Origin of the sequence: Curtobacterium sp. NPDC090223, from assembly GCF_044746585.1 — a bacterium.
GTDB lineage: Bacteria > Actinomycetota > Actinomycetes > Actinomycetales > Microbacteriaceae > Curtobacterium.
The window spans coordinates 341,941-355,648 of the sequence record NZ_JBIVCN010000003.1; the positions used below are offsets into that span (position 1 = coordinate 341,941).

13 protein-coding genes and 1 tRNA gene are annotated in these 13,708 nt (G+C 71.3%); 13 read left to right on the plus strand and 1 reads right to left on the minus strand.

Annotated elements, in window-relative coordinates; genetic code table 11:
• Positions 1 to 31: 31 nt before the first annotated feature.
• Complete coding sequence (acs, locus tag ACIPJY_RS09095; RefSeq protein ID WP_400462231.1) at positions 32 to 2,005, minus strand: acetate--CoA ligase; 1,974 nt, start codon at positions 2,003 to 2,005, stop codon at positions 32 to 34.
• A gap of 923 nt (positions 2,006 to 2,928) precedes the next feature.
• On the opposite strand from acs, the gene ACIPJY_RS09100 reads away from it, so the two are divergent.
• The 13 genes from ACIPJY_RS09100 (at position 2,929) to ACIPJY_RS09160 (ending at position 13,459) form a co-directional block, all read left to right on the plus strand.
• Entirely contained in the window at positions 2,929 to 3,909 is a 981-nt protein-coding gene (locus tag ACIPJY_RS09100) for a TadA family conjugal transfer-associated ATPase (protein WP_400462233.1), read from the plus strand.
• 98 nt (positions 3,910 to 4,007) lie between these two features.
• Positions 4,008 to 4,793: a hypothetical protein gene (locus ACIPJY_RS09105; protein ID WP_400468169.1), complete on the plus strand. Its 786-nt coding sequence runs from the start codon at positions 4,008 to 4,010 to the stop codon at positions 4,791 to 4,793.
• 89 nt (positions 4,794 to 4,882) lie between these two features.
• A complete protein-coding gene (locus ACIPJY_RS09110; protein WP_400462237.1) occupies positions 4,883 to 5,083 on the plus strand; it encodes a DUF4244 domain-containing protein in 201 nt (66 codons plus the stop codon).
• Entirely contained in the window at positions 5,080 to 5,421 is a 342-nt protein-coding gene (locus ACIPJY_RS09115; RefSeq protein WP_400462240.1) for a TadE family type IV pilus minor pilin, read from the plus strand. The genes ACIPJY_RS09110 and ACIPJY_RS09115 overlap by 4 nt, the downstream gene beginning before the upstream one ends.
• On the plus strand, positions 5,418 to 5,966 hold the full coding sequence (locus tag ACIPJY_RS09120; RefSeq protein ID WP_400462243.1) for a hypothetical protein: 549 nt from the start codon (positions 5,418 to 5,420) through the stop codon (positions 5,964 to 5,966). Before ACIPJY_RS09115 ends, ACIPJY_RS09120 begins: the two co-directional genes overlap by 4 nt.
• Positions 5,942 to 8,728, plus strand: a complete 2,787-nt coding sequence (gene topA, locus ACIPJY_RS09125; RefSeq protein WP_400462246.1) for a type I DNA topoisomerase — start codon at positions 5,942 to 5,944, stop codon at positions 8,726 to 8,728. The genes ACIPJY_RS09120 and topA overlap by 25 nt, the downstream gene beginning before the upstream one ends.
• Complete coding sequence (gene tmk / locus ACIPJY_RS09130) at positions 8,725 to 9,357, plus strand: dTMP kinase (RefSeq protein ID WP_400462249.1); 633 nt, start codon at positions 8,725 to 8,727, stop codon at positions 9,355 to 9,357. The genes topA and tmk overlap by 4 nt, the downstream gene beginning before the upstream one ends.
• 64 nt (positions 9,358 to 9,421) lie before the next feature.
• Positions 9,422 to 10,564 carry a DNA polymerase III subunit delta' gene (locus ACIPJY_RS09135; RefSeq protein ID WP_400462252.1) on the plus strand — a complete coding sequence of 381 codons (1,143 nt, stop codon included), beginning with the start codon at positions 9,422 to 9,424 and terminating at the stop codon, positions 10,562 to 10,564.
• A 57-nt stretch (positions 10,565 to 10,621) separates the two neighbouring features.
• Positions 10,622 to 11,257, plus strand: coding sequence for a TetR/AcrR family transcriptional regulator (locus ACIPJY_RS09140; protein WP_400462255.1), 636 nt, complete (start codon positions 10,622 to 10,624; stop codon positions 11,255 to 11,257).
• Positions 11,258 to 11,301: 44 nt separating this feature from the next.
• Positions 11,302 to 11,377 (plus strand) — tRNA-Thr (locus ACIPJY_RS09145).
• 102 nt (positions 11,378 to 11,479) lie between these two features.
• Entirely contained in the window at positions 11,480 to 11,686 is a 207-nt protein-coding gene (locus tag ACIPJY_RS09150) for a hypothetical protein (RefSeq protein WP_400462258.1), read from the plus strand.
• A gap of 132 nt (positions 11,687 to 11,818) precedes the next feature.
• Entirely contained in the window at positions 11,819 to 12,256 is a 438-nt protein-coding gene (locus ACIPJY_RS09155; RefSeq protein WP_400462261.1) for a helix-turn-helix domain-containing protein, read from the plus strand.
• 258 nt (positions 12,257 to 12,514) lie between these two features.
• Positions 12,515 to 13,459 (plus strand): helix-turn-helix domain-containing protein, encoded by a 945-nt coding sequence (locus ACIPJY_RS09160; RefSeq protein ID WP_400462264.1) that lies wholly within the window; start codon positions 12,515 to 12,517, stop codon positions 13,457 to 13,459.
• The last annotated feature ends 249 nt before the right edge of the window (positions 13,460 to 13,708 follow it).

Sequence of the window (13,708 nt, forward strand, 5' to 3'; positions counted from 1 at the left end):
CGGACTGGAGGCCCTGCTCACGGTGGTCGGTCTACATGAGATCCGCGATGGTCGCCATGATCGTCGGGTCGGCCAGCGTCGTCGTGTCGCCGATGCGACGGCCCTCCGCGGCGTCGCGGAGCAGACGGCGCATGATCTTGCCGGACCGTGTCTTCGGCAGCTCCGGCACGATCACGATCTGGCGGGGCTTCGCGATCGCTCCGATCCGCTGCCCGACCCAGGAGCGGAGCTCCGCGGCGACGGCGTCGCGGTCGACAGCCTCCGCGGCCTCGGCCGTCAGGATCGTGAACGCCACGATCGCCTGTCCGGTGGTCGCGTCGGAGGCACCGACGACCGCCGCCTCGGCGACGTCCTCGTGTCCGACCAGTGCGGACTCGATCTCGGCGGTCGAGAGCCGGTGTCCTGACACGTTCATGACGTCGTCGACGCGACCCTGCACCCAGATGTCGCCCTGGCCGTCGAGCCGGGCGCCGTCCCCGGCGAAGTAGCGGCCGGGGAACCGGTCCCAGTAGGTCTCGACGAAGCGGTCCGGGTCGCCCCAGATGCCGCGCGCCATGGACGGCCACGGCTCGGTGATGGTGAGGTAGCCGCTCTCGCCGGGGTCGGCGCGGTTGCCCTCCTCGTCGACGATCTCCGCGACGATCCCCGGCAGCGGGGTCTGTGCGGCACCGGGCTTCAGCTTGGTGACCCCGGGCAGCGCGGAGATCATGATCGCCCCGGTCTCGGTCTGCCACCACGTGTCGACGATCGGCGTGCGGTCATGGCCGATCACCTGGCGGAACCAGTGCCACGCCTCCGGGTTGATCGGTTCGCCGACGCTCCCGAGCAGGCGGAGCCTCTCGAGGCTGTGCTCGTCCGGGACCCTCCGGCCGGCCTTCATCGCCGCGCGCACCGCGGTCGGCGCGGTGTAGAGGACGGTGACGCCGTACGCGTCGACGAGGTCCCACCATCGGCCGGGCTTCGGCTCGTCCGGCGTGCCCTCGTAGAGGACCTGCGTGACGCCGTTCGCGAGAGGTCCGTAGACGACGTAGGTGTGCCCGGTGATCCAGCCGATGTCAGCCGTGCACCAGTAGACGTCCTTCTCCGGGTGCATGTCGAACACGTTCTTCTGCGTGTACGCGGCCTGCGTGAGGTAGCCGCCGGAGGTGTGCACGATGCCCTTCGGCTTCCCGGTCGTGCCCGAGGTGTACAGGATGAACAGCGGGTTCTCCGCGGGGAAGGCCTGGGCCTCGTGGTGCGGGTCCGCCTGCTGGAACGCGTCGTGCCACCAGAGGTCGCGGTCGTCGTCCCAGGCGATCTCGTTCCCGCCGCGCTTCACCACGAGCACGTGCTCGACACTGTCGGTGCCCTCACCCTGCAGCGCCTCGTCGACCGCGGGCTTCAGCGGGGACACCGCGCCGCGCCGCCAGCCGCCGTCCGCCGTGACGACGAGCTTCGCCTCGGCGTCCTCGATGCGGGCGCGCAGGCTCTCCGCGCTGAAGCCACCGAAGACGACCGAGTGCACGGCGCCGATGCGCGCGACGGCGAGCATCGTGACGACGGCCTCGGGGATGAGCGGCATGTAGACGACGACGCGGTCGCCCTTCGTCACGCCGAGATCCTGCAGCATGTTCGCGGCACGCTGGACGTCGGCCGTCAGCTCGGCGTAGGTGATGCGCCGGGTGTCGCCGGGCGCGCCCTCGAAGTGGATGGCCACGCGGTCGCCGTTGCCGGCGCGGACGTGGCGGTCGAGGCAGTTCTCGGCGACGTTGAGCTCGCCGTCGGCGAACCAGGACGCGAACGGGGCGTTCGACCAGTCGAGCGTCGTCGTGAAGGGGGTCCGCCAGTCCAGGAGGGTGCGAGCCTGCTCGCCCCAGAAGGCCGGGCGGTCGGTGGCGGCGGCGTCGTGGAGGTCCTGGCGGGCGACGGCGTCGGCGACGAACTCGGGCGGGGGTGGGAACGTCGCGCCCTCGGCGGGCGTGTCGTCGTTCCCGGGAGTGGGGTCGACCGTGGTCGGAGTGGACATCGATGTCCTTTCGCGTCGTTGCGTCCGGTGGTGCTGTGCGTGGTGCAATCGGAGACTACCCCTCGCGCTCCGCCGGGATTCGCTGTGGGCGGACGACCGATCCGGCGCGCCGGGGTTGCCCACGGAGGGCGGTTGTGGGGTACAGTGGTTCCCGCCGGACTCGTTTCCGGCGGCATCGGATCGGATTCCCCCCAATCCTCCGTTGTCTTGGCGGCACCTGTTCCCCCCAACCGGTGCCGCCTCTTCTTTTTCCCGGGCCGGTCGCCCCGACGTCACGACGTCGGGGGCCGGCCCGTTCTGCGTCCGATCCGCGTGCCTGTGCGGCGGACCGGCTCGGTGTCCGCCCTGTGGTGGACAGACCGGTCCATGCTTTCGTATGGGGATCGGACGGTTCCGAGGTGCGTGCAGAGGCGGCGATCACCGTCCAGGCGGGGCGGATCGGGGGGTGTTGCGGCCGTTTCGTGGGTCGTCCCGGGCGGGGTACGCGATTCAGGTTCGGGGGACAAAAGTGCGCACTGCTGTGGACGGGAACGCCCAGTCCACAGCGGGCGGCGTCCCGGCTGACGCACCTCGTGCTGCGCCCTAGCGTGCTCCGGATGCACCGTCATCGCGCACAGTCGTCGCTCGTCGTCCCCGCAGGGAGCCCGGTGGCTCCGGTGGCACCGGTGGCTCCGGTCGCTCCGGTGGCTCCGGTGGCTCCGGTGGCTCCGGTGGCTCCGATCGCTCCGGTCGGGGCGCCGTTCGTCCCGGTCGGGACAGCGCTCGTGCCCGGAAGGGCATCGCCCGTGCCCGGAGGACGGTCGGGCCCACGGGGCGCGTCGCTCGGTTTCGGTCCACCGTTCGTCCCCAGGGGGTCGCTCCGGTCCGCGGAGACGCCGGCCGTTCCGCGCCGAGCACGCGGGGCCGGCGTGGGGCGCCCCGGGGTGGATCTCGTCGAGTTCGAGGAACTGGCGAACCTCGTCGCCGACGACCGGGTGACCGACGTGCTCGTCGTGGGTGGTGCCGGGGTCTGGGCGGACTGCGGCGACGGGCTCGTCGACGCCGGCATCGCGCTCGGTGAGGCGCGCACCCGCGAGCTCGCCACCCGCCTGGTCGCCACCGGTGGCCGTCACGTCGACGAGACGACCCCGATCGCGGACGTCCGGCACGGCGACGGTGTGCGGGTGCACGTCGTCCTGGCGCCCGTGGCCGTCCGCGGCACCGCGATCTCGATCCGGCTGCCCCGTGTCGAACGGCCGACCCTCGACGACCTCGAACGGACGGGCACCTTCGACCGGGTCGGCCGGGACACCGTCGCCGCGGCGGTGCGGGAGCGTCGGAACGTGCTGGTGTCCGGAGCGACCGGCAGCGGGAAGACCACCCTGCTCGCGGCGATGCTCGCGCTCGTGCCGCACGACGAGCGGATCGTCACGGTCGAGGACGTCGCCGAGCTCCGGATCGATCACCCGCACGTCGTCGCGCTCGAGGCCAGGCAGGCGAACACCGAGGGCGCCGGCGCGCTCGGGCTCGACCGACTCGTGCGCGAGGCCCTGCGCATGCGACCGGACCGGCTCGTCGTGGGGGAGTGCCGTGGCGCCGAGGTCCGCGAGCTCATGTCGGCCCTCAACACCGGACACGACGGGGGAGCCGGCACGCTGCACGCCAACGGGATCGAGGACGTCCCAGCCCGACTCGAGGCCCTCGGAGCGCTCGCCGGGCTGGACCCGCCCGCCCTCGCCCGACAGGCCGTGAGCGCGTTCGACCTCGTGCTGCACGTCGAGCGGCGACGCGGGGTGCGGCGGGTGGCGGCTGCCGGGAGGCTCGTGATCGATCCGGCGGGGCGGCTGGCGGTCGCGTCGGCGGTGCGGCAGTCGGGCACCCGCGTGGCGCCGGTGGGCGGGCGTGGACGGGCTCGGCACGGGTGAGGAGACCGGGTCGCGGGCACGGCGTCGACGCCGGGCGTGCGCGACGCGCAGCGGGTGCGGGGTTCGACGCGGTCGCGGCGGCGCGGGCCCTGGACCGGGTGGCCACGTTGGTGGCGGCTGGGGTGCCGGCACCGCGGGCGTGGGCACTCGGCGGTTCCGGCGTGGTGTTCGCTGCCGGGGCGCCCGCATCGGAGGGCGTCCGCACCGTGCTCGCCGTGGCCACCGGTACCGGGGCTCCGGTCGCGCCGACGCTCCGTGCGCTCGCCGCGGCCCTCCGCCGGGCCGCTGCGGGGGAGCGCGCCGTCCGCGTGGCGCTCGCCGGTCCCCGCACCAGTGCGAACGTGGTCCTGGCGCTGCCGCTGCTCGGGGTCGTGCTCGGCGCGCTGTGGGGGATCGACACCGCGTCCGTGCTCCTCGGTTCCCCGGCCGGGTGGGCGTGCCTCGTGGGCGCCGCCACGCTCGTCGCCGTGGGCCGCGTCTGGTCCGCTCGCCTGGTCCGCGCGGCCGAGCCCGACGGCCGGATCCCCGGCGTGCTCCTCGACGCCTGGGCGGTGGCGCTGTCCGGGGGCGGCGCGTGGTCCGGTGCGCGCGACGCGGTCGAGCGAGCGGTCCGCGCGGACTCGCTCGGCGTCGCGGAACGTCGTCGCCTCGCGGAGACGCTGTCGTTGGCCCGACGTGCCGGGGTGCCGGCGGCGGCCCTGCTCCGGTCCGCGGCGGAGGACCTGCGGGACGACCATGCCGCGGAGTCCCTCGCCGCGGCGGAGCGGCTCGGCGTCCGGCTCGTCGTGCCCCTCGGCGTGTGCGTCCTCCCCGCGTTCGTCCTGGTCGGGGTGGTGCCCGTCGTGATCGGCATCCTCTCCTCCACCGTCGCCGGGATCGGCTGACCTCTCCACCGGTCTCGATCGCGCGGGCGGAGGCGGCGCCGTGGCAGCGAGGCTCGGTGCACCGACACGAACGAGAAGGGACACCACCCATGACACTGCACTCCACCCGTCCATCCCTGCCACCCCGACTGCGCCGACGGCTCTCGGACGACCGCGGGTCCGCCACCGCCGAGTACGCCGTCGTGATCCTGGCCGCCGTCGCGTTCGCCGGCGTGCTCGTCGCCGTGATGCGCTCGGGAGAGGTCCAGGCGATCCTCACCGACCTGGTCCGCGGTGCACTCACACCGTGACCGCCCGGGCCACGCGCGATCGTGGCGCGGTCACGGTCGAGTTCGCGGTCGCGCTGCCGGCGGTGGCCATCGTCGTCACCCTCGCGGTCGCCGGGGTCCTCCTCGTCGACGCGCAGGGCCGGCTGCAGGTCGCTGCCGCCACCGCGGCCCGGGCCTGGGGTCGTGACGACGACGCGGCCGGCCGGGCAGCGATCGACCGCGCGGCGCCGGTATCGTCGGTCGTCGTGACCCGGCCGGAGGGGCTGGTCTGCGTGACCGTCGAGCGCGGCACCGGGCCGGGGCCCCTCGCCGGGATCACCCTGCGCGGTGTCGGGTGTGCTGCGGACGCCGGGCGGTGACCGTGACCCGGACGGCGACGACCGGGGACCGCGGGGCGGCGACGTCCGGGGAACGCGGCTCGGCGACGATCGTGTTCGTCGCGCTGGTCGCGGTCGTCCTGGTCGTCCTCGGGGCGGTGCTCGCGGCCGCCGCCACCCGGGCGGCCGTGGCCCGTGCCCAGGGCGCTGCCGACGCGGCGGCGCTCGCCGGGGCCGCGGCCGCCGCCGGGCTCCTCGCGGACGACGTCTGCGTCGCCGCGGCCCGCGTCGCCCGTGGCAACGCCGCGGTCCTCGGGCCGTGCGAGCGCTCCGGGGCGGTCGTCCGTGTCGCGGTCGTCGTCCGGTCCGGTCCGTTCGACGTCCGCGCGGTCGCCGTCGCCGGTCCATCCCCGAGAGCGGAGACACCAGGACGGCAGTCCTCTCTCGGGCATCCCCGTCACTGTGTGTATGGTGTGCCTGTCGGCCCGCCGGTCATCGATGTCCCGGTCGACCCGGATGCACGTCGTCCCAGGGCCGACAGCACCATCGATCAAGGAGTCACGTGCCAGGCACGAAGAAGCTCGTGATCGTCGAGAGCCCCGCGAAGGCGAAGACGATCGCGCAATACCTCGGTGACGGATACGAGGTCCAGGCGTCAGTCGGGCACATCCGTGACCTCATCGAGCCCAAGAACCTCCCCGCCGAGTTGAAGAAGGGTTCGCTCGGCAAGTTCTCCGTCGACGTCGACAACGGGTTCGAGCCGTACTACGTCGTCTCCGACGCGAAGAAGAAGACCGTCGCGGAACTCAAGCGCGCCCTCAAGGACGCCGACGAGCTCTACCTCGCAACTGATGAGGACCGCGAAGGCGAAGCGATCGCGTGGCACCTCCTGCAGGTGCTCAAGCCGAAGGTCCCCGTCAAGCGGATGGTCTTCCACGAGATCACCAAGGAAGCGATCCAGCGGGCGCAGGAAGCCACGCGCGAACTCGACACCGCGCTCGTCGACGCCCAGGAGACCCGCCGCATCCTCGACCGCCTCTACGGCTTCGAGGTCTCACCGGTGCTCTGGCGCAAGGTCGGCCCCGGATTGTCCGCGGGTCGTGTGCAGTCCGCGGCCACCCGTCTCGTCGTCGACCGGGAGCGCGAGCGCCTGGCGTTCGTGTCCGCGAACTACTGGGACCTGACCGCTCGGTTCGAGAAGGCCGACGACAGCGCGTTCACCGCCCGGCTCGCCCGGATCCACGGCACCCGCGTGGCGTCCGGTCGTGACTTCGACGACCGCGGCAACACCACCTCCGAGGCCGTCCGGCTCGACGAGGCGTCCGCGACCGCGTTGACCGGTGTGCTCGAGCGTGCCGGGGACGCCGTCGTCCGCAGCGTCGACTCGAAGCCGTACACGCGTCGTCCCGCAGCGCCGTTCACCACGTCGACCCTCCAGCAAGAAGCCGCCCGCAAGCTGCGCTTCTCCGCCCGGCAGACGATGAGCGTCGCGCAGTCGCTGTACGAGAACGGCCACATCACCTACATGCGAACCGACTCCGCGTCGCTCTCGCAGCAGGCGATCGCCGCCGCTCGCAAGCAGGCCGCCGACCTCTACGGCGCCGAGACGGTGCCGGACAAGCCCCGCAGCTACGCGGGCAAGAGCAAGAACGCCCAGGAAGCCCACGAGGCCATCCGTCCTGCCGGTGACGTGTTCCGCACGCCGTCGCAGATGGAGAAGGTCCTCCGCGGCAACGACTGGAAGCTCTATGACCTCATCTGGAAGCGCACGGTCGCGTCGCAGATGGCCGACGCGAAGGGCTCCACCGCGTCGGTCGTGCTCGGCATCACGTCGTCCGAGTCCGTCGAGGGCATCGCGTCGACCGCCGCAGGCACCGACGTCGAGTTCACCGCGTCCGGCACGGTGATCACCTTCCGCGGGTTCCTCAACGCGTACGAAGAAGGCCGTGACGAGGAACGCCACGAGGCATCGGCGAACGGTGCGGACGCCAAGGACGCCAAGCTCCCGTCGATGACCGAGGGCGACCACCTCGCCGTCGACGAGGTCGAGGCGAAGGGCCACGACACGTCGGCTCCGCCGCGCTACACCGAGGCGAGCCTGGTGAAGACGCTCGAGGAGCTCGGCATCGGCCGCCCCTCGACCTACGCGGCCATCATCTCGACGATCGTCGACCGCGGGTACGTCACCCCGCGCGGCACCTCCCTGGTCCCGAACTGGATCGCGTTCAGCGTGGTGCGGCTGCTCGAGGACTACTTCGGTGACCTGGTGCAGTACGACTTCACCGCCGAGATGGAGAACGACCTCGACCGCATCGCCAGCGGCGAAGAGGACCGGGTCGACTGGCTCAAGGAGTTCTACTTCGGCGGTGGCGACCAGCGCGGCCTCCGCACCGTCATCGACAACCTCGGTGAGATCGACGCCCGCGAGATCAACTCCGTCGAGCTCTCCCCGGGCCTGACGCTCCGCATCGGGCGTTACGGGCCCTACATCGAGACGCCGAGCGACGACCCGGAGAAGCCCCGGCGCGTCAACGTCCCCGAAGACCTCGCCCCCGACGAACTCACCGCTGAGAAGGCACGTGAGCTCGTCGAGGCACCCGTCGTCGGTGACCGCGTTGTCGGCATCAACCCGGAGACCGGCAAAGAGGTCCTGGCGAAGGACGGCCGCTTCGGTCCCTACGTGACCGAGCGCACCCCCGAGCCCGAGCCCACGGCGGACCCGTCCACCGGTGAGGTCATCGAGCCCGCCACGACGGCAGCGAAGACGACCGGCAAGGCCGCCACCGCGGTCGCCGAGGCGCCGGCGAAGAAGAAGACGACCAAGAAGGCCGCGGCACCGAAGGAGCGCACCGCGTCCCTCTTCAAGTCGATGGACCCGCAGAGCGTCGACCTCGAGACCGCGCTGAAGCTCCTCGACCTGCCCCGCACCGTCGGGACGGACCCGGAGTCCGGTGACGAGATCACGGCGCAGAACGGCCGGTACGGGCCCTACCTCAAGAAGGGCACCGACACCCGGACCCTCCCGAGCGAGGACGCGATCTTCGACGTCGACCTGGCCGGCGCCCTGGAACTCTTCGCCCAGCCGAAGTACGGCGCCAAGCGTGCCGCCAGTGCGGCGCTCAAGGAGTTCGAGGCAGACCCGGTGTCCGGCAAGCCGATCAAGGTGAAGGACGGCCGCTTCGGACCGTACGTGACCGACGGCGAGACCAACGCCACGATCCCGCGCGGCGAAGAGGTCGAGACGGTCGACTTCGAGCGGGCGGTCCAGCTGCTCGCGGACAAGCGTGCCAAGGGCCCGGTCAAGAAGAAGACCACGACGACCCGGCGCGCTCCGGCCAAGAAGAAGTGACCGGGCGCTTCATCACGCTCGAGGGCGGCGACGGTGCTGGGAAGACCACCCAGGCCGAACTGCTCACGGCGTGGCTCGAAGCGAACGGACGCACGGTCGTGCGGACGCGGGAACCCGGTGGCACCGACCTCGGGCTCCGCATCCGCGAGATCGTGCTGCACGAGCGCGGACACGTGTCGCCCCGTGCCGAGGCACTCCTGTACGCAGCGGACCGGGCGCACCACATCGAGACCGTGGTGCGGCCGGCCATCGCTCGCGGCGACGTGGTGCTGCAGGACCGGTACATCGACTCGTCCGTCGCGTACCAGGGCGTTGCCCGCGGTCTCGGCGCCGAGCACATCCGCAGCGTCTCGGACTGGGCGTCGGACGGTCTGGTCCCGGACCGCACGGTCCTGCTCGACCTCGACGTGACCGAGGGGCGCGCCCGGGTGGCCGCCGCCCGGGGTGACACGTTCGACCGGCTCGAGTCCGAGGCGTCTGCCTTCCACGAGACCGTCCGCTCCGCGTTCCTCGCGATGGCGCGAGCAGAGCCGTCGCGGTTCCTCGTCGTCGACGCCGCAGCCCCGGCGGCGGACGTCCAGCTGGCGATCCGCGCCGGCATCGCGCCGCTCGTCGGGATCGACGCGTGACCGACCGGTACGCCTGCGCACGCCGTGGTCGTGCCGCGTCGGTGGTCCCTGACAGGATGTCCTCGTGAGCGTGTGGGACGGCCTGACCGGACAGGAAGACGCCGTCGCCGCGCTCAGGAACGCCGCAGAGGCCCCCGACGGCACCGGCGGGATGACCCACTCGTGGCTCATCACCGGCCCGCCCGGCTCCGGACGCTCCAACGTCGCGACCGCGTTTGCCGCGGCGCTCGTCGGGTCCGGCCCGGACGACGACCACACGCTGCGTCAGATCTCCGCGCACACGCACCCCGACGTCGCCGTCCTGACCACCCAGCGCGTCATCATCACCATCGACGAGATCCGGCAGCTCGTCACGTCGTCGTACTACTCGCCGTCGGTCGGCCGGTGGCGCGTGGTGATCATCGAGGACGCCGACCGCATGACCGAGCGCACGTCGAACCTGCTGCTCAAGGCGCTCGAGGAACCGCCGGAGCGCACCGTGTGGATCCTGTGCGCCCCGAGCGAGGCGGACCTGCTCCCGACGATCCGTTCGCGCGTCCGTTCGGTCCGGCTGCGGGTCCCCGGCATCGAGTCCGTCGCCGACCTCATCGTCGCCCGCACCGGCGTCGACCGCGCCCTCGCGACCGACGCCGCACGACAGGCCCAGAGCCACATCGGCATGGCCCAACGCCTCGCCACGAGCGCCGACGCCCGTGACCGCCGCCGCCGGACCCTGCAGACGGTGCTCCGGATCCGGAGCGTCGGCGAGGCCGTGACCGCCGCCGCCGAGCTCCTCGCCGTCGCGGACGAGGACGCGAAGGCCATCACGCAGGAACGCGACTCGGAGGAGCGCGACGCCGCACTCCGCTCGCTCGGGGTCGAACCGGGCGGCACGGTCCCGCCGGCGCTCCGCTCGCAGCTGCGCGCGATGGAGGAAGACCAGAAGCGCCGGGCCACCAGGAGCCTGCGCGACGGCCTCGACCGGATCCTGGTCGACGTCTCCTCGCTCTACCGCGACCTGCTGCTCCTCGGGCTCGGTGCACCGGGGGAGCCGGTGAACCTCGCGATGCAGGACGACCTCGACCGGGCGTTGGGTTCGGTCCCGCCGGCCGCAGCGCTCGAGGTCCTGGACGCCATCGCGCTGGCCCGCACGAGGATCGCCGCGAACGTCGCTGCGCTGCTCGCCCTCGAAGCGCTGCTCGTGACGGTCGTCCGCGCGCTCCGCTGACGGACAGTGCTCGGCCACACCGAGCGCGCTGCGGGAACGCCGTGCGACAATCGCCACATGCCCGAAGCAGAACCCGGCCTGCGTGAACGGAAGCGACGCGCCACCCGACTCGCCATCCAGCAGGCCGCGCTCCGCATCGCGATCGAGGGCGGCCTCGCCGCGGTCACGGTGGACGAGGTCTCGCGCCGCGCCGACATCTCCCCACGGACCTTCTTCAACTACTTCCCGAGCAAGGAACAGGCGATCCTCGGGGACGACCCGACGCTGCCGTCCGACGACGCCCTCGAGGCCTTCGTCGCCGGCGGTCCCTCCGGTGACCTGCTCGGTGACGTCGGCGCGCTCCTGGTGCACTCCACCGAGGAACTGATCGAGGAACGCGGGCTGATCGAGGAACGCCAGCAGGTCCTCCGCGCCAACCCGGAGCTGTTCAGCCAGCGGATGGCGTCCATGAAGGAGTTCCAGGCGGAGCTCGAGGACGTCATCGCCCGCCGGCTCGCCGCCGACGACCCGACCCTCGCCACGGACGAGCGCGCCCTGCGCCGGCGAGCTCGTCTGGCGTCGCTGGTGTCCCTCGCGACGCTCCGGCACGCGTGGTGGGAGTGGTCGGAGTCGCCGGCGGAATCGCACCTCGTGGACGACCTGCAGCGCTCGTTCGACGAGCTCGGCGCGCTCGTTTCGCGCTCGCTCGTCTGAACCTGTATAGTCGTGTCCCGTGCCGCTCCGGGAACGGAGCGTCCGCCGCCTTAGCTCAGTCGGTAGAGCGATTCACTCGTAATGAATAGGTCGTCGGTTCGATTCCGACAGGCGGCTCCACCTAAAAGCCCCGGTCAGAATCCCTTCCAAGGGGCACTGAGCCGGGGCTTCCTGGTAGCCGGGTGCACACAGCAGTGCACACACAGGTTGAGGGGTAGATCGATGGTCAAGGTCTGGTGGGGGAACGAGGACACGGGCAACAGCGCCCACGAGCCCACAATGCTCGAGCACATCCCGCGCGAGGGTGACCTGGTGCTGTTCGAGGATGACGAACAGCCCGGACGTGCCTGGGAGGTTGGCGTGGTGCGGTGGGACATCGGAGGATCAGCCGGCACCGAAGTCGTCATCATGATCAACGACCCGGATTAGCAGCCGCCGCAGACGAACAAAGCGCACGCGACGGTGCACAGTCTCAGGCCGACGCCAATCGGTTACCAGTAGCGCGTTCCGGGCCGTCAGCGTGGCTGGTGCACTTCGCAACTCACGCGCTAGTGTCGCCGCATGACGGCCGCCGGAGAACTCGCGGGGATCGGCATCCAGCTTGACCAACAGGACCCCCGTGTTCAGCGCGCGCTCGTGTTCATCGTCACGCACTACCTGCGGCCCATCACTGTCGCAGAGATCCGGAACGCTGCCGGGTGCAGTGAACGGACCCTGCAGGCGCGTTTCCGGTCCGATCTCGCGATGCACCCTTCCGAGGCCGTTCTCCGTCTCAGACTGCAACGCGCGCGCCAGATCCTCCAGCAGTCCTCAGGCATCCTGCTGGTCAAGAGCGTGGCGCAGTCGGTCGGGATCGCTCACGCCGGGCGCTTCGCCGTCCGGTACCGCGAGCAGTACGGGGAGACGCCGACGCAGACGCTTCATCGTCGCCTTGACGGGGACTGGGCGGAGCGCGCTAAGCGGATCTCGCGGACGCCCTTCCCCTGGCGACGCGAGTGACTTATCGTCACTGCAAGCCCGGTTTGAGCTTGCTCCTGGGTCAGCGCCGTTACTAGGGGGCGGCGCACTGTGGTGGTGCCGACGGATTAGGCGGCATCACCACAGCCGTTTCTGTTACCCCGCACGGGGCCGCCGGGAGAGAGCGTCTGGAACGGGCTGGTGCCGGCGAAACCGCAGTCCTACCTGATCCGGGCGGCGCGGTTGGATGTGCAGCGCTCTCACTTGCGGCACCCGCGTTGTGCGGGAAGAGTGATACTCATGGGCGCAGCGCTGGTGGAACGGACCAAGTCGGTGGCCGAGACCAAATCGCTTGTGGTCGCAGCCGAGCTGATCTCAGAGAGCTACAGCACGCTCGGCCTACAGGTAACGGTCGGCGAGGAGCCCTTTTTCTTCGAGCGTACGATCACGGGGACGTCGCTCCTATCGTTGGAATCGACTCGGTGTAGCGGAACGGTCCGTGGTGAACTCGATTCCGACGGAAAGGTCATCGTCGCCTGGTTGAAGGCGGGGCGGGCGAGCATCGACGGTGACGTGTTGCGGGTCGGGACCCCGAAGCTGTACCGGGCGGGTCGCCAGGACATCTTGTGGGAGAACTTCCAGAAGGACGCCATGCGGCTCGACCGGGATCTCGTTGAGCGCGTCGCCGCGGAACGTGGTGGGTGGACGCCCGCGCCGCTGGAGTTCAAACCGCATCACGTGCCGGACGGAGCTCCGTTGGCGGCGTGGTGGCTCATGGTCCGCTCCGTCGCGCCAGAGATTCTGGGCGCAGCGGGGAAGGTCTCAGCGTCTCGGGAGCGTGAGCTTGCCCGTATCGCCGCCGCCGGGCTACTCACCGCGATCCCACACTGGCCGGTGGGCCAGAGCAAAGCGCCCCTCGCGCAGACGCGCCTAGCGAGAGCGGAGGCGTTCGTGCTTGAGCACGTAACGGATCCGATCAGTGTCGCCGACGTTGCCGCATCCGTAGGACTGAGTGTGCGTGGATTGCAGAGCGCGTTCCAGCGCGTGCACGGGATGAGCCCCTCGGCGTATCTGCGTGGTGTGCGGTTGATGCTCGCCCACGAGCGGCTCCAATCTGGCGACGCAGACTCCGTCGCGGCGGTCATCCAGTCAGTCCGGGGTGGGCATCTGGGGCGTTTCGCGGCCGCATACCGGGCTGCCTTTGGCCAGCTTCCAAGTCAGACGCTCCGCAGTAGCAGTCTCTGACTCTCCATTTGCGAGGGGCGTCTGCTCCGCCGGCCCGACGCAGACGAGCGAAGGGCCGCGCCCGAGTCCTGCTCGAGCGCGGCACTTCTACAAGCACGGACAGGCATCCGCACTCAGTCAGCGGGGTCCAGGCCGGTCACTCATCCAGCAGGGTCCGAGCCGATTGTCGCTGAGCCTAAGACGCGCATCGAACGCGCACAAGACTCTTGACGCCGATCGCACGAGAGCTACGCTGCTGCTGCAGGCAGC

What these genes read in the sequence shown, in the direction of transcription:
- acs (WP_400462231.1), bottom strand. Translation starts at nt 2,005, where the DNA reads ATGTCCACTCCGACCACGGTCGACCCCACTCCCGGGAACGACGACACG.
- ACIPJY_RS09110 (WP_400462237.1), top strand. Translation starts at nt 4,883, where the DNA reads ATGACACTGCACTCCACCCGTCCATCCCTGCCACCCCGACTGCGCCGA.
- ACIPJY_RS09140 (WP_400462255.1), top strand. Translation starts at nt 10,622, where the DNA reads ATGCCCGAAGCAGAACCCGGCCTGCGTGAACGGAAGCGACGCGCCACC.
- ACIPJY_RS09150 (WP_400462258.1), top strand. Translation starts at nt 11,480, where the DNA reads ATGGTCAAGGTCTGGTGGGGGAACGAGGACACGGGCAACAGCGCCCAC.
- ACIPJY_RS09155 (WP_400462261.1), top strand. Translation starts at nt 11,819, where the DNA reads ATGACGGCCGCCGGAGAACTCGCGGGGATCGGCATCCAGCTTGACCAA.
- ACIPJY_RS09160 (WP_400462264.1), top strand. Translation starts at nt 12,515, where the DNA reads ATGGGCGCAGCGCTGGTGGAACGGACCAAGTCGGTGGCCGAGACCAAA.